Below are 19,020 nucleotides of genomic sequence, written 5' to 3'. Positions count from 1 at the left end.
ACCACCCTGCCGCTCTGGTAGAATGCGCTCTTCGCACCGTTTCGGGAGAAACCAGATGGCTTTTGCCGACGACGAGACACCGCTCATTTCCCCGGCCGCGCATGTGGTGGGACAGGACCTCGGCGCCCTTTCGGTGGAGGAACTGCAGGAACGCATCGCCTTGCTACACGCCGAAATCGAGCGGCTTGAGACTGCACTGAAACACAAGGCCGCCACACGCTCGGCCGCAGACGCCCTGTTCAGCCGCTAGGGCGTAGACCCGGCGTCTTCAACACCCCCGTCCCGGATCGAGATTGCAGGAGACACATCTTCCTCGGCCCGGGACGCCCCCCCCGCCCGGAGCGGACAATGCCGCCCCCGCACCGTTCGCGTCTCGCCTGACGAAGCGTCAGCTGACCGATTCTGACCACATTTACCTCGTTTCAGCGCTTATGGCCGGTTTTGGTGCGTTCCGTTTACCAGGCATTAAGCATTCTGGATTATTAACAAAAACATCCAGAATTTCTGGACCTTGAGTGGCTCCTGTCCACTCTGTTTGACGCCTCCCTGTTAACTTCTCAAGAGCCGCAGCCTTGCGGCTCTTTTTTTTTGCCGTCCGTTTACGTTATGCTGTGCTGGTTCGAGGCTTCGGCAGAAGCCTGTGAAGAGCCGGAATTTCGGGGATGCGGACGCCCGGATGATATCTGGCACACCCTTTGCGCTGTACAGGTTCGGAAAACGCAACCTGGATCGTATTGGGACAGATCTGCACTGGAACGAAATCCCCCTCCCCGGACCCCGGCTTGGTCCGAAAGCGAGGGGCAAGCAGAACGGCAGACGGCGCGCATGCGGGCCACTGCCCGTTCCCGGCACAGACACCGATCCGATCGAAACGGCAGAGAGTACAGAGTGCGATGACGGACCATTTCGACACCTATACCGGCGACGCCCCGATCTCGTTCGCGAACCGGCTGATCGGGTCAGAGTCCTTCAATGACCTGTTTCGCACCGGAATGGGACTGGTGGAGGAGACGGCGAGCTACCTCGACGGCCCGGGCCGCGACGCCTCCCGCACGCTCGGCCGTGCCGGATCACTCGTCTACGCAACCGAATCGATGCGCCTGACGACGCGACTCATGCAGCTCGCCTCCTGGCTTTTGCTGCAGCGCGCGGTCAACGAGGGCGAAATGAGCCCGTCCCAGGCGGGCCAGGAAAAGAACAAGGTCAATCTCTCGGCGCTGAGCTCTGCCACCAACGGCCCGGGCTGGGATGAGCTGCCGGTGGAGCTGAAGGACCTGATCGGACGGTCCGTTCACCTGCAAAAGCGCGTTCAGCAGCTCGACAAGGCCATGTCGCCCGACGCCATGCCCCGCCCCGCCAACGCCAATCCGGTGAGCCAGCAGCTCGACCGTCTCGCCGCCGCCTTCGGCGCCTGAGGCTAGATCCCGCCGGCATCCGCCCGGGGGCCACACGCCCCCGGTTTGCGTATGCGCCGCATCGCACTGCGGCCGCTACTTCACCCGGTTCACGTGGCCCATCTTGCGGCCCGGGCGGATCTCACGCTTGCCGTAAAGATGCAGCCGGGCGGCGGGATCGGCGAGAATTTCCGCCCAGTTTTCCGCGTCCTGGCCGATCAGGTTCTCCATCACCACATCGCAGCGCCGCTCCGGCGCGCCGAGCGGCCAGCCGGCGACCGCACGCACGTGCTGCTCGAACTGCGAAACGAGACAGCCGTCCTGCGTCCAGTGGCCGGAATTATGGACCCGGGGCGCGATCTCGTTGGCGACGAGCCTCTCACTCCCGCCTTCGCGCACCACGAAAAGCTCCACGGCAAGCACGCCCACATAGTCGAGCGCCTCGGCGACCCTGATCCCGAGCGCGCGGGCGGCCGCCTGAGTCTCGCCCGACAGCGAGGCCGGCACATGGGTCCACTTCAGGATATGGTCGCGATGCTCGTTCTCGGCGATGTCGTAGGCCGCCGTCGCACCATCCGCGCCGCGCGCGGCGATGACGGAGCATTCCAGCGCGAAATCGACGACGCCTTCGAGCACGGCCGGCGCCTTGCCGATGCGTTCCCAGGCGGCGTGCACGTCATCAAGGCTCTCGATGCGCGTCTGGCCCTTGCCGTCGTAGCCCATGCGGCGCGTCTTGAGGATCGCGGGAAGGCCGGCGACCTGCGCGGCGGCGGCGATGTCATCGGGACCATCGACAGGTGCAAAGGGCGCGAGCGGAATGCCGATGGAGGCGAGGAACTCCTTTTCCGACAGCCGGTCCTGGGCGACGCCGAGCGGCCGGGCGCCTGGGCGCAACACGGTGCGGCTTTCCAGAAAGCGTGCGGTGGCCTCGGGTACATTCTCGAATTCGTAGGTCACCACGTCGACGGCATCGGCGAAGGCGCCAAGTGCCGCCTCGTCGTCATAGGCGGCAACCGTGAAGGCATCGCTCACCTGGAAGGCGGGGCTGTCGGCATCGGGGCAATAGATGTGACACCTGAGGCCGAGCGGGCTGGCGGCGAGAGCCAGCATGCGACCGAGCTGGCCGCCGCCCAGGATGCCGATGGTGGCGCCGGGCGCCAGGGTGCAACCGGTCATCGCTCAGACCTCGTCGACGGGACGCTCGGCGACCGCCGCGCTCTGGCGGGCCCGCCAGTCGTCGAGCCGTCCGGCCAGGGCATCGTCGGATAGCGCGAGCACGCTTGCCGCCATCAGCGCCGCGTTGACGGCGCCGGAACGGCCGATGGCGAGCGTTCCCACCGGAACGCCGGCGGGCATCTGGACGATGGAATAGAGACTGTCGATGCCCTTCATCGCCTTGGACTCGATCGGCACGCCAAAAACCGGCAACGGCGTCATGGAGGCGACCATGCCGGGCAGATGGGCGGCGCCGCCGGCGCCCGCGATCACCACCTTCGTGCCCGCATCGCGCGCACCCTTGGCGAAGGCGACGAGCCGGTCCGGCGTGCGGTGGGCCGAAACGATGCGCGCATCGAAGGGGATGCCCAACGCATCGAGCGTTTCGGCTGCCCCCTTCATGGTCGGCCAATCGGACTGGCTGCCCATGATGATCGCGACCGGGTGCTGCGTATTAACCATCTGTCGTCCCTAGGCTACCGAAGCGAGCTGCGAATATTGGCTTCTTTTTGCGGGAAAGGCGCGGATTATAGAAGCCATCGGCGGGCAGGCAAGCCGTTAACCACGAATGATTTTGTCTTTGGACAAGATCCGGCAAAACCCTCACGCGACGTCGCCGAATGGAATAGGCTGTAAGCCGCAATCGAGCGGGGTCTGACCATGAGGCTGGCGGGTTATGAAACGACCGGCGTCGCCCGGCAAGACGAAATCTCGACGGCGATGTGCCGATCGGGGCTGAAGACACCGGAAGACGCACTGTATGTGTTGGAGGATCTGCGCGACGAGGTCGCCAGACTGACGGACGTGGTGAGCGCACAGCGTCAGGAAATCCGCCGTCTTCGGCGAGATGCCGTGCGGGACCCCCTGACCGGACTGTTGAACCGGCGGGGCTTTGAACGGGTTCTGGAGCGCTCCATCGCCTTCGTCTCGCGCTACCGATCCGATGTTGCCCTTCTCTACGCCGACCTCGACAACTTCAAGACGATCAACGACACGCTCGGCCATTCCGCCGGCGACATAGCGCTGAAGCATGTCGCGGTCGTGTTGGGGAACGCGTTGCGCCGTTGCGATGTCGTGGGCCGGATCGGCGGCGACGAATTCGTCGCCCTGTTGTGGAAGTCGGACGAAGCCGCTGCGCGACAGGTGGCCCGCAAGGTCTCCGCAGCGCTGGCGGACATTCCGTTCACGCACCAGGCGCAGCCGGTGCCGCTGTCCGCATCAATCGGCGTCGCCACGCTCCGGCGGGCGGACAATGCCACAAGCGTGCTGGAACGCGCCGACCGCGACATGTACCGGCTGAAGACCCGTTAGGGGGCTGCTGGCAATCGGATTTCGCGGCAGGGCGCGGACCCGCCCTGCCCCGGGCCATTGGCCGCGATGATGCACCAACCGGCCGGCACATCAACCGGGCGTTGGCCGATCAGGCGATGATATCGGGCAGAAGCTTGTCCTCGATCGCGGAGATGCGATCCTTCAGGCAGAGCTTCTTCTTTTTCAGTCTTTGCAACTGAATGGCGTCGGATTTGCCGGTCTCCGTCATCGCGGCGATCGCCGCGTCGAGATCCCGGTGTTCCTGACGCAACTGCGCGAGTTCGGCGCGCAGCGCCTGTTCCATGTCTTCCGTCATCAATCGGTTCCGCACGCGCTGCCGTCGTTCCGTCGAACGCGTCTGGCCTGAAGCGCTCGGCGATCAGGCCGGACCGGTCTGATCGACAAGAAGAGGATCTAGGCATACCCCACCGCACAGCATACCGGAAGACATCTCTCGTTCGAAGTGCATATCGCGCAGGCTCCGGCGCATGACTTGTTCCGGGCCGGACCGCGTTCGCGGCACGCGGCCGTCGCGCGGGTGCGGCAAAATGCCGTAGCGTCCGGTTCGAAATCCTGTCATTTCGGGCAGTCCGGGTTTGCTCGACCCGCATCTCGTGCCGCTGCGGCATTTGGCGCGGGTGGAGTCAGCGGGCCTCCGCCAGACGAAAAAATATGCCCTGTATTTCCAGCTCCTTACGGCAACACGGGCGTATGCGGTAACGCGTGCACGTCATTGAATTATCGAAAATCGGCCCCGAATTGGACCGTTCCCGGTAGTCAAATCGTTCACTCACACGGCCTGCGGCGTTCGACAGCGCTCGCGGCCTGTGTCACACTTCTGTTGTCCTAGCCGAATTACACAGGAGGCTTTGCCCAATGTCCTTGCAGTCGCATCTCTTGGAGCTCGAACGGCGTCACGCCGACCTCGAACGCGAGATTGAAAAAGCGATGGTAAGTCCGAGCACGGACAACCTCGCAATCGCCAATCTCAAGCGCCGCAAACTGCACATCAAGGACCAGATAACGCGCCTTCGCAAGGAGACCCTTCACTAGTATTTCGGTTATGGCCTGCGGAAGCTCTCGTTTCCGCCTTTGGTTATACCGCGGCCGCGGTCCCGATGCGGGATCGCGGCTTTTTGTTGTCTCATTCATGCGGTAATGCCTTGCGTGAACTGCAGCCCGCAATCCGCATTGAAGCCCCATTTCCCGACGAGGTTCCCGCCGAATGTTCCTGGACGTGCCCCTAGCCCAGGTCCTGCATCAGTTTGCCACCATCTTTGCCGTCGTCGACCCGGTCGGCACAGTCCCCGTCTTCATCGCCGTGACGGCCTTCATCGCGCACGAGCGACGTCGCGCGGTGGCGTTCCGCGCGGCCTTCTTCGCAGCCGTCGTGCTGATCGGCTTCCTCGTCGCCGGCCAGCCCGTGCTCAACGCCATCGACGTGAACTTGACCTCTTTCCAGATCGCCGGCGGGATCGTGCTGTTCCTGTTCGCCCTGACGATGATCTTCGGCCCCTCGAAGCCGGAAAAGGAGGTGTCGCAAATCTCCATGAACGATGCGGAATGGGCGGTCTATCCGCTGGCCATCCCCTCCATCGCATCGCCCGGCGCCATGCTCGCGGTGGTGGTGCTGACGGACAACAACGTCTATCCCATCGCCGCTCAGCTCGTGACCGCCGCGATCACGCTTGTCGTTCTGGCGATCACCCTGGCGCTGATGCTCCTGGCCCTGCCCGTCCAGCGGCTGATCGGCAAGGCGGGCGCCTCGATCATCAGCCGCGTCATGGGCCTGATCCTGGCGGCCGTCGCGGTCGACAACGTCATCAACGCGCTCATCGCCCGCTTCGGCCTGTGAAGCGGGCGATGGACGGCACAGGTGCGCGAGGGCAATAAGCCCTCAGACAGCCTTTGCCATCTCGCGCAGCTTGAACTTCTGCATCTTGCCGGTCGATGTCTTCGGGATTTCCTCGAACACGATATGACGCGGGCACTTGAAGTGGGCGAGGTGCTCGCGGCACCAGCCGATCAGCTCTTCGGCGGTAGCGCTGGCGCCCGGCTTCAGCTCCACGAAGGCGCACGGCGTCTCGCCCCATTTCTCGTCCGGCCGCGCCACCACCGCGACAGCGGCGACCGCCGGATGCTTGTAGAGCGTGTCCTCCACCTCGATGGAGGAGATGTTCTCGCCGCCGGAAATGATGATGTCCTTGGAACGGTCCTTGAGCTGGATGTAGCCGTCGGGATGCAGGACGCCGAGGTCACCGGAATGGAACCAGCCGCCTGCGAACGCCTTGTCGGACGCCTCGCGGTTCTTGAGATACCCCTTCATGACGACGTTGCCGCGGAACATCACCTCGCCGATGGTCTCGCCGTCCGCGGGCACGGGCTCCATGGTATCGGGATCGCGCACCGAAAGGGCTTCGAGCGCAGCATAGCGCACGCCCTGGCGGGCCTTCTTCACCGCCTGTTCCGCCGGCGGGAGCGCATCCCATTCCGCCTTCCAGTCGTTGACGACGGCAGGGCCGTAGGTTTCGGTCAGACCGTAGAGGTGGGTGACGTTGAAGCCCTCCTCCTTCATCGCGGCGAGAACGCTCTCCGGCGGCGGGGCGGCGGCGGTGAAGAATTCCACCTTCTGGTCGAAGGCGCGCTTGTCCTTGTCCGGCGTCGACAGGATCGTCGACATCACGATGGGCGCCCCGCACAGGTGGGTCACGCCATGATCGGCGAGCGCATCCCAGATCGGCTTCTGGCGTACCCAGCGCAGGCACACGTGGGTGCCGGCGATGACCGACATCGTCCACGGGAAGCACCAGCCGTTGCAGTGAAACATGGGCAGCGTCCACAAATAGACCGCATGCTTGGCCATACCGCCGGTGATGACGTTGCCCTGCGCCAGCAGCGCCGCGCCGCGATGGTGATAGACGACGCCCTTGGGATTGCCGGTGGTGCCGGACGTGTAGTTGAGACTGATCGCGTCCCATTCGTCAGCCGGCAGCGACCATTCGAATTCCGGATCGCCGCTCTGGACGAAAGCCTCATAGTCGAGCGAGCCGAGCCGCTCGCCGTCCTGGGGGAATTCCGGGTCATCGTAATCGATGACGATCGGCTTCACCTTGGCGAGCGCCAGCGCCTCCCGCATCACCTTGGAGAATTCGCGATCGGTGATGACGAGCTTCGCCTCCGCATGATCGAGCTGGAAGGCGATGATGGCCGCATCGAGCCTGGTGTTCATGGAATGCAGTACCGCGCCGAGCATCGGCACGCCGTAATGGGCCTCCAGCATCGCCGGCACGTTCGGCAGCATCACAGACACGGTGTCGCCCTTGCCGATGCCGGCCTTGGAAAGAGCCGAGGCAAGGCGGCGCGAACGGGCGTAGAAATCGCGATACGTGGTGCGTGCGCCGCCGTGGACAATGGCGAGATGATCGGGAAAGACCGCGGCCGCCCGGGCCAGGAAGGACAGCGGCGAGAGCGGCTGGTAGTTGGCGGGATTCTTGTCGAGATCGACGGAATAGGGACTGGACACGTTTCCTCCCGGGTGTCTTGAACCGATGATCGTTCGGCGACGTGGCCGCATAAGACCCCAACCCGCGTCCGTCGGCAAGTATATGTGACGCAAGGGCGGAATGCCGGGTGCGGTCTAGAAAACGCCCCTCGCCCCGTCCCAGATCAGTTTCAGCGCCACCAGGAAAACGCCGACATAAGTGATTCTGTAGAAGAGCTCCTGCGAGACGACACGCACCAGCCGGACGCCGACATAGGTCGCCAGGGGCGCAAGCGGCAGCAGCGCCGCCGATGTCATGAGGTTCGCCCGGTCGAACTGGCCGAGAAGCGCATACGGCACGAGCTTGACCGCGTTCATGACCGCAAACATCAGCACCATCGTGCCTGAAAACAGCACGCGATCGAGCTTCTGCGGCAACAGATACATCTGTGCGGGCGGCCCGCCGGCATGGGAGACGAAACTGGTGAAGCCGGCAACCGCGCCCCAGAAGACGCCCTTCGGCGCGCTCGGCCTTTTGGCGGGCCGGGCCGCGCCGCCGGTCCAGTAATCCAGAACGAAAAGCGCGGTGACGAGACCGACAATGAGACGGACATAGGCCTCGTCCACCCAGGCGGCGGTGGCATATCCAAGCGCGATACCGATGAGACCGCCGGGCAGCAGGATCATCAGGCTCTTCCGGTGCGCGACCCCGCGATAGGAAACGACGGCGACCAGATCCATCGCGCACAGGATCGGCAGCATGATGCCGGCGGCATGGACAGGCGAGATGACGAGGCTCATCAGCGGCACGCCCAGCATGGCAAGCCCCGCCCCGAACCCACCCTTGGCAAGCCCGACGATCAGGACAGCGGGCACGGCCACGGCATAGAACCAGGGATCGGTGATGAGGGACAAGGCGGGAAGCTCGTGCTGGGGCGTGAGGGTTCAGCCTACAGGCGTTCGTAACGCTGGGGAACGGGGAGAAGCGAGTCGATGTGGCGGGACGGAGGGCGCTCGGCGAAATTCGATCTCTCCTCCGTCATTGCCCGGCTTCGTCCGGGCAATCCACTGCGGGCAGCGACAGGCGCGGAAAGGGCGATGGATCACCCGGACTTCGCCGGGTGATGACGGCGGGTGGAGCGGAGCGTGGGGAGACAAACAGGAGCGGACGTGGGCGCCCTCCCGCCTCCCCCTGCGACAATTCGCGCAATTTGATCCAGTCCAAAGTCGAAAACGGCCCGGCTTGCTTTCATCCTGCGCTTTGCGACAAAGTCGCCGGCAAGGATACGCCTGCGATGTGGGAGGAAAACACCATGGCGAGCCGTTATCACGAGGTCTATCGGGCCTGGCGGGAAAACCCGGAAGCATTCTGGGCCGAGGCCGCGGCCGAGATCGACTGGATCAAGCCGTGGGACAAGGTCTTCGACCCCGACCACGGCGCCTTCGGGCGCTGGTTCGCAGGCGCGGAGTGCAACACCTGCTACAATTGCCTCGACCGGCATGTGGAGCGCGACCGGCCCGGCCAGCCGGCAATCATCTATGACAGCCCCGTCACCGGCAAGAAGCTCACCTACACCTATGCCCAGACGTTGGACCGTGTGAACGCGATGGCCGGCGTCCTGGTCGACCAGGGCGTTTCCAAGGGCGACCGGGTCATCATCTACATGCCGATGATCCCGGAAGCGGTGATGGCGATGCTGGCATGCGCACGCATCGGCGCGATCCATTCGGTCGTCTTCGGCGGCTTTGCCGCGCACGAGCTCGCCACCCGCATCGACGATGCCACTCCCAAGGCGATCATCGCCGCCTCCTGCGGCATCGAGCCGAACCGCACCATCGCCTACATGCCGCTCATCGGCGGTGCCATCGACCAGGCGACCCACAAGCCCGACTGCTGCCTCGTCTTCCAGCGCGAGGAGCTTGCCGCCGATCTGGTGGAGGGCCGCGATGTCGATCTCGGCGCTGCGATGCAGGCGGAACTGGAAAAGGGGCGCCAGGTGCCCTGCGTGCCCGTCGCCGCCACCGATCCGCTCTATATCCTCTACACATCCGGCACGACCGGCCAGCCCAAGGGGGTGGTGCGCGACAATGGCGGCCACATGGTCGCGCTCAAGTGGTCGATGTCGAACCTTTACGGCATCGACCCGGGCGAGGTGTTCTGGGCGGCTTCGGATGTCGGCTGGGTCGTGGGCCATTCCTACATCGTCTATGCACCGCTCCTGCACGGCTGCACGACGATGGTGTTTGAGGGAAAGCCGGTCGGCACCCCGGATGCAGGCACCTACTGGCGGGTGATTTCTGAGCACGGCGTCTCCGCCCTGTTCACCGCACCGACCGCCTTCCGCGCGATCCGCAAGGAGGACCCGGAGGCAAAGCTCCTGGCGGACTACGATCTCGCCGGCTTCCGCACGCTGTTCCTCGCCGGCGAGCGCGCCGATCCGGAGACGATCAAGTGGGCGGAGGAAAATCTCTCCGTTCCCGTCATCGACCATTGGTGGCAGACGGAAACCGGCTGGTGCATCGCCGGCAACCCGGTGGGGCTCGGCCAGTTGCCCGTGAAATACGGCTCGCCCACGGTCGCCATGCCCGGCTACGACATCCGCATTCTCGACGATGCAGGCCACGAGGTCGCGGATGGCACGCTTGGCAACATCGTCGTCAAGCTGCCGCTGCCGCCGGGCTGCCTGCCGACACTGTGGGGCAACGACAAGCGCTTCCGCGATGCCTATCTCGCGGAGTTCCCCGGCTACTACAAGACCGCCGACGCCGGTTACCGGGACGATGACGGTTACCTCTTCATCATGGCGCGCACCGACGACATCATCAACGTCGCCGGACACCGGCTTTCCACCGGCGCGATGGAGGAAGTTCTGGCGGGCCACCCCGATGTCGCCGAATGCGCGGTCGTGGGCATCGCCGACGAGCTGAAGGGCCAGTTGCCATGCGGCTTCGTCGTGCTGAAGGCCGGCGTGGAACGTGATCCGGGCGAGGTGGAGCGCGAACTGGTCGCGCGCGTGCGCCAGGAGATCGGTCCGGTGGCCGCGTTCAAGATCGCCGTTTCCGTCGACCGGCTGCCCAAGACCCGCTCCGGCAAGATCCTGCGCGCGACCATGCGCCAGATCGCCGATGGCGAGGAATTCCGCATGCCGGCGACCATCGACGACCCCGGCGTGCTCGACGAGATCGCCGAAGCCATTCGCGCGCGGGGCATCACGCGCGGAGGTTGAGGCGGCGCGGGGCGACACCACGATCTGGGGCCATCTCGCGGGGAAAAATGGCCTCCGCCCGCCGGCGGGGGCCTGTTCGCGGCTTCATCAGACGCTATAAAGACGCATTAGCCGTTCGGCGAACAAAGGAGAACTCCCTTGGCCCTCACCAACAAGGTAACCATCGTCACCGGAGCCGCACGCGGCATCGGGCTGGCCATTGCCCGCCGCTTCCTGGAAGACGGCGCAAAGGTCGTCATGTCCGACGTCAACGACGAAGCCGGCGAGGCGGCGGAAGCCGACCTGAAGGGTCTCGGAGACGTGACCTACGTCCATTGCGACGTGTCGGAGCGGCTCGACGTACGCAATCTGGTGGCCGCCGCAATCGACACCTACGGCGACATCGACGTGCTGATCAACAATGCCGGTATCGTCAGCCCCGGCGATATCCTCACCATCGACGAGGCCGAGTTCGACCGGGTTCTCAACATCAACCTGAAGGGCTCGTTCCTGTGCGGCCAGGCGGTGGCCCGACACATGGTGGACCGGGTGCAGAACGGCGGCCCTGCGGGCGCCATCGTCAACATGTCCTCGGTCAACGCCGTCTTCGGCCTGCACAGCCAGTTGCCCTACACCGTCTCCAAGGGCGGCGTGAACCAGCTCACCAAGGCGATGGCCGTGGCGCTCGCCCCGCATGGCATCCGCGTCAACGCGATCGGGCCGGGCTCGATCATGACCGACATGCTGGCCTCGGTGAACGACGATCCGGCTGCGCGTGCCCGCATCCTGTCGCGCACGCCGATGGCCCGCATCGGCGAGCCGCGCGAAATCGCCTCCATCGCCGCTTTCCTGGCCGACGAGGACGCGAGCTACGTCACCGGCCAGACCATCTACGCCGACGGCGGCCGCCTGCCGCTCAACTACACGGTCGACGTTCCGGAGGAATGAGGCGGATTCGATACTGACGGAATTTGGAAAGGCGGCTCGATTGGGGCCGCCTTTTTTCGTCTGGAGGATGCCTGCCGCTTGCTCCCCTCTCCCCCCTTGTGGGGGAGATGTCGGCCCTGGCCGACAGAGGGGGGTGAAGCGGCAGATTCCGAGCAAGCGGCTTACCCCCCTCTGTCACGCGGATCGCGTGACCTCTCCCCCGCAAGGGGGGAGAGGGGAGCAAGCGGCTCATGCAACGAGCCTGTCGACTTGCCCTTTCCGCAGAGCGGCAACGCGGTCCCTACTTCGCCACCTCAAGCCCCTGCGCGCCGCGCTCGAACTGCAGGCGGGCGAGCCGCTCATAAAGACCGCCCTGGCCGATCAGGGCCTCGTGCGTGCCCTGTTCGACGATCCGCCCTTTCTCCATCACCAGAATACGGTCGGCCTTCAGCACGGTGGCGAGACGGTGCGCGATGACGAGCGTGGTTCGCTCAGCCATCAGCCGGTCGAGCGCGGTCTGCACCAGCGTTTCGCTTTCCGCATCCAGCGCCGAGGTCGCTTCGTCGAGCAGCAGGACCGGCGCGTCCTTCAGGAGCGCGCGCGCGATGGCCAGCCGCTGGCGTTCGCCGCCCGAAAGCGTGACGCCACGTTCGCCGATCATGGTGTCGTAGCCCTTCGCCATGGCCGAGATGAAGGTGTCAGCATGGGCGGCGACAGCGGCGGCGCGGATATCCTCGTCGCTGGCGTCCGGGCGGCCGTAGAGCAGGTTCTCCTTCACCGTGGCGCCGAAGATCACCGTATCCTGCGGCACGAGCGCGATGCGGCGACGAACCTCCTCCGGGTCCGCTTCGCGCAGATCGATGCCATCGAGCGACACGTGTCCCGCCTTGGGATCGTAGAATCGCATGAGCAGATGGAAGAGCGTGGACTTGCCCGCCCCGGACGGTCCGACCACGGCCACCGTCTCTCCGGCCGCGATGTCGATGTCGATGCCGTCGACCACGCGCTCGTCGGTGGTGGAAGGATAGGAGAAGCTCACGTGATCGAAACGCACGGCGCCCGCGCCGGGCTCCGGAAGCGCCTTCGGGTTTGCCGGAGCGCGGATTTCCGGCTCGATCTGGAAGAGCTCGGCCAACCGCTCGGCGGCGCCAGCGGCCTGGGAAAGTTCGCCCCAGACTTCCGAGAGCTGGCCGAGCGCACCGGCCGCGAAGACCGAATAGAGCACGAACTGGCCGAGCGCGCCGCCGGAGATCCGCCCGGCCAGCACGTCCTTGGAGCCCATCCACATGACGGCAACGACGGAGGCGAAGACCACGAACATGCCGAAGGCGGTCAACATCGCGCGCGCCGTGAAGGAAGATTTCGCGGCATTGAAGGCGCGCTCCACCTGGACGGCGAAGCGGCTGGAGGCGAAGCGCTCGTTGGTGAAGGCCTGAAGCGTGCGGATGGCGCCGATGGCCTCCACCGCATAGGCGGAGGCGTCGGCGAGCGTGTCCTGGGCGAGCCTTGAGCGGCGGCGCACCATGCGGCCGAAGACGATGAGGGGAATCACCACGAAGGGAATGGCGAGAAGCACCAGGCCGGAAAGACGCGGGCTGGTGATCACCATCATCGTCGCCGCGCCGATGAAGAGCGCCAGATTGCGCAGCGCCACGGACACGGACGCGCCGACGGCAGCCTTCACCTGCGTCGTGTCGGCAGTCAGCCGCGAGACGACCTCGCCGGAGCGCGCCGTATCGAAGAACGACGCCGAAAGCCGGGTGATGTGGGCGAAGACGGCGACGCGCAGATCGGAGACGATGCGCTCACCCAGCCAGGTGACGAAATAGTAGCGCGCGGCCGATGCGCAGGCGAGCGCTGCGACCACCACAACCAGCATGGCGAAATATTTGTCGATGAAGGCCGGATCACCACCGCCGAAACCGAAATCGATCATCCGCCTGACCGCCAGCGGAACGGCGAGCGTCGCCAGCGTCGCGGCGATGAGCGCTGCGAGCGCCGCGGCCACCTGGACACGGTAGCGCCCGAGATAGGGCGCCAGCATCCCCAGCGGCTTGAGCGACTTCGATTTTCTGGCTGTATGCGTTGCGGAGCTTGTTTCGTTCTTGTTTCGCCGCGCCAAGGGTCAACTCCAGACTGGAACGATTATTGGGTGATGCACGCTGTTGCATCTTGCAGATATGCGGTCAATCCGCAAATGCGGTGACAGAACGGAGGAATCCGGCCGGCCGGAAGGCGTGGAGGGGATCTAAGAGCCGTCCATTCCACAATGCCTCCAGCATCAGCCCATCTCAAGGCTGCGAATGCCTTGAAAGCGGCGACGGAGTGGGTTATAGCGTCGCCCGACTGTTTCCGGCCGCCGCAGGCTGCGTGCGGCCGATCTTGATTGAGCGAAGCGTTGCATCCTGCTGGTCGCATCGGCCCGGACAACGTGGCGAGAGGATCCGGCTATGAAGAGCGATACACATCCCGACTACCACATGATCAAGGTGGTCATGACCAACGGCACCGAGTTCACGACCCGCTCGACCTACGGCGACGAGGGCGCGGAGCTGCGTCTCGACATCGACCCCACCACGCACCCGGCGTGGACCGGCGGTCAGCAGACGCTGGTCGACCGCGGCGGCCGTCTGTCCCGCTTCAAGAACAAGTACCACGGCATTCTCGGCAACTAAGCCGACCCGCCACGGAACATGAAAAAGCCCCGGCCTTGGCCGGGGCTTTTTTGTTGATCTCACACGAGCCCGAGCCGCTCGCGCCAGGCGAAACGCCACATCGCGATGATCGCGACGAAGGCGAGACCGCTCGCCAGCCCCCACCACAGGCCGACGCCGCCCCAGCCAGCCCCGAAGGCCAACCCGTAGGCGAGCGTCATGCCGATGCCCCAATAACCCACCACGGCGATGATCATCGGCACGCGCGTGTCGGAAAGCCCGCGCAGGATGCTGGCCCCGGCCACTTGAGCGCCGTCGAAGATCTGAAAGACCGCGGCGACGGCAAGAAACGCCGTTCCCGCGACCAGCACCTTCGGCGTATCGGGATTGCCCTCCTTGGTGAACGCGCCGATCAGTAGATCCGGCACGCTCCAGAAGACGAGTGCGGCACAGAACATCACACCGATCGACAGGCCGAAGGTGGTCCAGCCGGCCCGCCCCACGCCGATGCGGTCGCCGCGCCCGTGAGCGAGCCCGACGCGGATGGTTCCCGCCATGCCGAGGCCCAGCGGTATCATGAAGGTGAGCGAGGCGCATTGCGTGGCGATGCCATGGGCGGCCAGCGGCACCGTTCCGATCCAGCCCATCATCAGCGCGGAGGCCACGAACAGACCGACCTCGGCCAGGATCGTCAGCCCGATCGGCCAGCCCAGCTTTAGAATCTGGAAGAAGACGGTCCAGTCGCTGCGCCAGAAGCGGCCGAGAATGGCGAAACGGCGCAACTTGCGTTGCCGCAACGTGTAGGCGAGCAGCAACAGGAAGGTCGCCGTCGCGGTTCCCATCGAAGCAATGCCCGCTCCCACCAATTCAAGTCGCGGTGCGCCGAACGCGCCGAAAATCAGGACGTAATCGAGCAGCGCATTGACGAGCGCGCCCGCAACCGTGGCCCACAGGACGACCTGCGTCATTTCCATGACGGCGACGAAATTGCGCAGGCCCATCGTTGCCAGAGCCGGCGGCAATGTCCATTGCAGGTAGCGCATGTAGCTACCGGCGCTTTGCGAAAGCTCCGGGTCCTGCCCGAAGGCGAGCAGAAGAGATTCCGTGTGCCACATGACGATCATGGCCGGCACCGAATAGGCGATCACCACCCACAGCCCCATGCGCACGGAACGGCGAACATCGCGCATGCGCCGCTCGCCGCGCGCCCGGGCGGCAAGCGGCATCACCGCCTGCACCAGCCCCGCTCCGAACAGGAAGATCACGATATAGATATTGAACGTGAGCACGGCCGCCGCCAGCGGCTCGGTACCCAGTTGCCCGATCATCAGCACGTCGGTCGTGTTGATCGCGGTTTGCGCGAGCTGGGCGCCGGCAACCGGCAGCCCCAGGGCCAATGTGGCCCGAATTTCGCGAATCCAGACAGCGGCGCCGTTCTGCGCGGCGCCATCACTCGCCAGCGAAGCCATGAGGCTGCTCCGAAATCTGATTCGCCGCGGTCCGGGGTCGAAGGCGAATGACATGCGGGCGCGCGGCCGGGGAAACCGCATGCGCTTTAACCCGGCGCAACGGCCAGACACTAGCCGCACAGTGCGCGCCCGTCCACCCCGCCGGAACCACACGCAAAGGGCCAGCAAGGCGCCCCCGCGCAACGGACGGCTCAGAGATATGCGGCATTTCCCGCTTTCTTGACCGCCCCACAGTGGACAAGCATCCGCGCATCTGCTAAGGAACGGCCCACTTTCGCGACGCCTCGTGCGGCGCAGCCGGAGCATTTCCCGATCACGACTGGCCGGTGGCCGACCGCGATAGGCGCTTCGGAAAACATCCGACAACCTGACCAGTTCGGCAACACGGGATATAACGCGTGCAAGTTCTCGTTCGCGACAACAACGTTGATCAGGCGCTCAAGGCGCTGAAGAAAAAGATGCAGCGCGAAGGCATCTTCCGGGAAATGAAGCTCCGCGGCCACTTTGAGAAGCCGTCCGAGAAGCGCGCCCGGGAAAAGGCGGAAGCCATCCGCCGCGCCCGCAAGCTGGCCCGCAAGCGCGCCCAGCGCGAAGGCCTGCTGTCCGGCCGTTCGGCCCGCCGCTAAAGGCGCGAAGGTCCGCGATTCAGGCGGACCGGCAACGGCTTTTCAAGGCTTAAGGTTTCAAACGGACTGCGCGATATTTCGCGCGGCCCGTTTTTTCGCGTCTTGATTCCGGCGAGTGGGTTCTGAACGCGAGACCTGATGCGTCACAAACGCGAATGTGCGAAGGTTGCGGCAGCCGCCTTGCGCAGGGCCGCGCGATGGCCGGCTTCCCATGACGTGACGGCCATGACACGACGGCCATGACACACCGCATCGTTCTCATTCAGGGGCATCCCGACCCGGACCCCGGCCACCTCTGCCATGCCCTTGGGCGGGCCTACGCCGAAGGTGCGCGGGAGGCCGGCCACGAGATCACGGAAATCGCGGTCGCCTTCCTCGCTTTTCCCATCCTGCGCAACGAGACGGAGTATTCCGGCCCCGTTCCCGAAGGCTTGCAACAGGCCTTAGAGGCGATCCAGACGGCCGATCACATCGTCATTGTCTTTCCGCTGTGGCTCGGCACCCTGCCGGCGCTGACGAAGGCGTTCTTCGAACAGATCCTTCATCGCCACATCGCCTTCGAGGACGCGGCCGGCCCGCATGGCTTTCCCCGCGCGCGCCTCGGCGGCCGATCCGCGCGGCTGGTGACGACGATGAGCATGCCGTCGCTTCTCTACCGCTTCTGGTATCGCGCCCACGGCCTGAAATGGTTCGAGCGCAACGCCCTGAACCTCGCAGGAATCGCGCCGGTGCGAAAGACGCTCTTCGGCGGAGCCACCTCGGTCGATGATACCACCCGCGCGAAGTGGCTGGAGAAGATGCGAGAGCTTGGACGGGAGGTCTATTAGCAAGCCGGATTGTCAATCATGAAGGCAACCGCCAATCTCAGGCATCCGAAGGCGAATGCGGAAATACTCAGCAATGACAAGAAAATCCCGATATACATCCAGATATCTGCTGACAGATAAGTCTTTTCTTGATTTCGCAATTTTCGATCTACATGTCTATTAGAAATAAATCCAGCCACCCAAGTCAAAACTCCGAATAAAATACCAATAATAAAGCTAATCAGAGCTATACCAATAGCCGACTTCGGGAATAAATTAGACAATGCGGTCAATTGGCTCAAAGTCGCCACCGCAGCGCCCCCATTGACGAAAATTACGGCACGAATTCCGCCTTTCGCATATTCTTGAGAAAATTCCCGGTATGAATCTTGAGGCAACTCCATTTTTCCCAAAATCCCTTAAGTCACATTAATTTCACGAATACTCGAACATCCCAAGCATTGCTTCAAACGAAAAAGGCCGCGCCCACAGGACGCGGCCTTCTGTCTTTCCGGAAAAGTCGCCTCGGCTCACATCGCCTTGACGATTTCCTCCGTCATCTTCTTCGCATCGCCGAACAGCATCATCGTCTGGTCGAGGAAGAACAGCTCGTTCTGGATGCCGGCATAGCCCGAGCCCATGCCGCGCTTGACGAACAGCACCGTCTTGGCCTTGTCGACATCAAGGATCGGCATGCCGAAGATCGGCGAGGTCGGGTCGTCGCGCGCCGCCGGGTTCGTCACGTCGTTGGCGCCAATGACATAGGCGACGTCGGCCTGCGCGAACTCGGAGTTGATATCCTCGAGTTCGAACACCTCGTCATAAGGCACGTTGGCTTCCGCCAGCAGCACGTTCATGTGGCCCGGCATGCGGCCGGCGACGGGGTGGATGGCGTATTTCACCTCCACGCCCTCGGCCTTGAGCTTGTCGGCCATTTCGCGAAGCGCGTGCTGCGCCTGGGCGACCGCCATGCCGTAGCCCGGCACGATGATGACCTTGGACGCGTTCTTCATGAGGTAAGCCGCGTCTTCCGCCGCCCCCTGCTTGACCGGGCGCTCTTCCGCATCCGCACCGCCGGCAGCCGCCGTCTCGCCGCCGAAGCCGCCAAGAATGACGGAGACGAACGAGCGGTTCATGCCCTTGCACATGATGTAGGAGAGGATCGCGCCCGAGGAACCCACCAGCGCGCCGGTGATGATCAGTGCCATGTTGCCGAGCGTGAAGCCGATGCCGGCCGCCGCCCACCCCGAATAGGAGTTGAGCATGGAGATCACAACCGGCATGTCCGCGCCGCCGATGGGCACGATCAAGAGGCCGCCGAAGACCAGCGACAGGATCACGATCAGCCAGAAGACAGTATGGCTCTCTGTCGTCGCGAGCACGATGACGAGGATCACGATCGCCGCTGCAAGCGCGATGTTGATGACGTGCCGGCCCGGCAGCAGGATCGGCTTGCCCGACATGTTGCCGTTGAGCTTCAGGAAGGCGATGACGGAACCGGTGAAGGTGATGGCACCGATGGCCACGCCGATGGAGCTTTCAATCAGCGCCTGGGCGTGGATGGAGCCGACCTCGCCGATGCCGAAGGCCTCGGGCGCATAGAGCGCGCCGGCAGCCACCAGCACCGCCGCCAGACCCACCAGCGAGTGGAAGGCGGCGACCAGCTGCGGCATGGCGGTCATCGGGATGGAGCGGGCGATATAGGCGCCGATGCCGCCGCCGATGGCCAGCCCCAGCACGATCAGCACCCAGCCCGTGCCAGACGGTACGGCGAGACCGAGCGTGGTCAGGATGGCGATCGCCATGCCGATCATGCCGAAGAAGTTGCCCTGACGCGAGGTCGTGGGATGGGACAGACCGCGCAGCGCCAGAATGAACAGGACGCCGGAGATCAGGTAGAGAAAGGCCGCGATATTCGCTGTCATTGATCC

19 protein-coding genes are annotated in these 19,020 nt (G+C 64.5%); 10 read left to right on the top strand and 9 right to left on the bottom strand.

What is annotated here, in order from left to right; genetic code table 11:
• The first annotated feature begins 55 nt into the window (after positions 1–55).
• Positions 56–250, top strand: coding sequence for a DUF1192 domain-containing protein (locus V2L18_RS07310; RefSeq protein WP_336177363.1), 195 nt, complete (start codon positions 56–58; stop codon positions 248–250).
• A gap of 643 nt (positions 251–893) precedes the next feature.
• A complete protein-coding gene (locus tag V2L18_RS07305; protein WP_336177362.1) occupies positions 894–1,415 on the top strand; it encodes a DUF1465 family protein in 522 nt (173 codons plus the stop codon).
• Between the two features lie 75 nt (positions 1,416–1,490).
• On the opposite strand, the gene V2L18_RS07300 is transcribed toward V2L18_RS07305, so the two are convergent.
• The gene (locus V2L18_RS07300; protein ID WP_336177360.1) at positions 1,491–2,570 is read right to left on the bottom strand and encodes a 5-(carboxyamino)imidazole ribonucleotide synthase; all 1,080 of its coding nucleotides are present in this window, start codon (positions 2,568–2,570) and stop codon (positions 1,491–1,493) included.
• A 3-nt stretch (positions 2,571–2,573) separates the two neighbouring features.
• Complete coding sequence (gene purE, locus V2L18_RS07295) at positions 2,574–3,071, bottom strand: 5-(carboxyamino)imidazole ribonucleotide mutase (protein WP_336177358.1); 498 nt, start codon at positions 3,069–3,071, stop codon at positions 2,574–2,576.
• A 198-nt stretch (positions 3,072–3,269) separates the two neighbouring features.
• Between purE and V2L18_RS07290 the strand changes: the two genes are divergently transcribed.
• Positions 3,270–3,920, top strand: a complete 651-nt coding sequence (locus V2L18_RS07290; RefSeq protein ID WP_336177356.1) for a GGDEF domain-containing protein — start codon at positions 3,270–3,272, stop codon at positions 3,918–3,920.
• Between the two features lie 109 nt (positions 3,921–4,029).
• Here the strand turns inward: V2L18_RS07290 and V2L18_RS07285 are convergent, their stop codons facing one another.
• Positions 4,030–4,236 carry a DUF465 domain-containing protein gene (locus tag V2L18_RS07285; RefSeq protein WP_336177354.1) on the bottom strand — a complete coding sequence of 69 codons (207 nt, stop codon included), beginning with the start codon at positions 4,234–4,236 and terminating at the stop codon, positions 4,030–4,032.
• Positions 4,237–4,796: 560 nt separating this feature from the next.
• Here V2L18_RS07285 and V2L18_RS07280 point away from each other — a divergent pair.
• Positions 4,797–4,973 carry a DUF465 domain-containing protein gene (locus tag V2L18_RS07280; protein WP_336177352.1) on the top strand — a complete coding sequence of 59 codons (177 nt, stop codon included), beginning with the start codon at positions 4,797–4,799 and terminating at the stop codon, positions 4,971–4,973.
• A gap of 172 nt (positions 4,974–5,145) precedes the next feature.
• The gene (locus V2L18_RS07275) at positions 5,146–5,775 is read left to right on the top strand and encodes a MarC family protein (protein ID WP_336177351.1); all 630 of its coding nucleotides are present in this window, start codon (positions 5,146–5,148) and stop codon (positions 5,773–5,775) included.
• 42 nt (positions 5,776–5,817) lie between these two features.
• Here V2L18_RS07275 and V2L18_RS07270 read toward each other — a convergent pair whose 3' ends face one another.
• Entirely contained in the window at positions 5,818–7,494 is a 1,677-nt protein-coding gene (locus tag V2L18_RS07270; RefSeq protein WP_336177350.1) for an acyl-CoA synthetase, read from the bottom strand.
• A gap of 63 nt (positions 7,495–7,557) precedes the next feature.
• Positions 7,558–8,316 carry a sulfite exporter TauE/SafE family protein gene (locus tag V2L18_RS07265; RefSeq protein WP_336177348.1) on the bottom strand — a complete coding sequence of 253 codons (759 nt, stop codon included), beginning with the start codon at positions 8,314–8,316 and terminating at the stop codon, positions 7,558–7,560.
• Between the two features lie 398 nt (positions 8,317–8,714).
• Here V2L18_RS07265 and V2L18_RS07260 point away from each other — a divergent pair, with 398 nt between their 5' ends.
• Together V2L18_RS07260 and V2L18_RS07255 are read left to right on the top strand one after the other, a co-directional pair.
• Positions 8,715–10,628, top strand: coding sequence for a propionyl-CoA synthetase (locus V2L18_RS07260; RefSeq protein WP_336177346.1), 1,914 nt, complete (start codon positions 8,715–8,717; stop codon positions 10,626–10,628).
• A 138-nt stretch (positions 10,629–10,766) separates the two neighbouring features.
• Positions 10,767–11,555: an SDR family oxidoreductase gene (locus tag V2L18_RS07255; RefSeq protein WP_336177344.1), complete on the top strand. Its 789-nt coding sequence runs from the start codon at positions 10,767–10,769 to the stop codon at positions 11,553–11,555.
• 280 nt (positions 11,556–11,835) lie between these two features.
• On the opposite strand, the gene V2L18_RS07250 is transcribed toward V2L18_RS07255, so the two are convergent.
• A complete protein-coding gene (locus V2L18_RS07250) occupies positions 11,836–13,584 on the bottom strand; it encodes an ABC transporter transmembrane domain-containing protein (protein WP_336177724.1) in 1,749 nt (582 codons plus the stop codon).
• A 400-nt stretch (positions 13,585–13,984) separates the two neighbouring features.
• Here V2L18_RS07250 and rpmE point away from each other — a divergent pair, with 400 nt between their 5' ends.
• Positions 13,985–14,209: a 50S ribosomal protein L31 gene (rpmE, locus tag V2L18_RS07245; protein ID WP_336177342.1), complete on the top strand. Its 225-nt coding sequence runs from the start codon at positions 13,985–13,987 to the stop codon at positions 14,207–14,209.
• A 59-nt stretch (positions 14,210–14,268) separates the two neighbouring features.
• Here the strand turns inward: rpmE and V2L18_RS07240 are convergent, their stop codons facing one another.
• Positions 14,269–15,657, bottom strand: a complete 1,389-nt coding sequence (locus V2L18_RS07240) for an MATE family efflux transporter (protein WP_336177339.1) — start codon at positions 15,655–15,657, stop codon at positions 14,269–14,271.
• A gap of 398 nt (positions 15,658–16,055) precedes the next feature.
• On the opposite strand from V2L18_RS07240, the gene rpsU reads away from it, so the two are divergent.
• Complete coding sequence (gene rpsU, locus V2L18_RS07235) at positions 16,056–16,283, top strand: 30S ribosomal protein S21 (protein WP_336177338.1); 228 nt, start codon at positions 16,056–16,058, stop codon at positions 16,281–16,283.
• Between the two features lie 239 nt (positions 16,284–16,522).
• Positions 16,523–17,110 (top strand): NAD(P)H-dependent oxidoreductase, encoded by a 588-nt coding sequence (locus tag V2L18_RS07230; protein WP_336177337.1) that lies wholly within the window; start codon positions 16,523–16,525, stop codon positions 17,108–17,110.
• Here the strand turns inward: V2L18_RS07230 and V2L18_RS07225 are convergent.
• Both V2L18_RS07225 and V2L18_RS07220 read right to left on the bottom strand, forming a co-directional pair.
• Positions 17,107–17,493, bottom strand: coding sequence for a hypothetical protein (locus V2L18_RS07225; RefSeq protein WP_336177335.1), 387 nt, complete (start codon positions 17,491–17,493; stop codon positions 17,107–17,109). The two genes, V2L18_RS07230 and V2L18_RS07225, sit on opposite strands and share 4 nt — an antisense overlap.
• A gap of 126 nt (positions 17,494–17,619) precedes the next feature.
• A complete protein-coding gene (locus V2L18_RS07220; protein WP_336177334.1) occupies positions 17,620–19,014 on the bottom strand; it encodes an NAD(P)(+) transhydrogenase (Re/Si-specific) subunit beta in 1,395 nt (464 codons plus the stop codon).
• Positions 19,015–19,020: the final 6 nt, after the last annotated feature.

It is taken from the genome of Breoghania sp. JC706 (genome assembly GCF_037026715.1).
Classification (GTDB): Bacteria; Pseudomonadota; Alphaproteobacteria; order Rhizobiales; family Stappiaceae; genus Breoghania.
The sequence above is the reverse complement of the archived record's forward strand: the minus strand, read 5'-3'. Positions and strand labels throughout refer to the sequence as shown.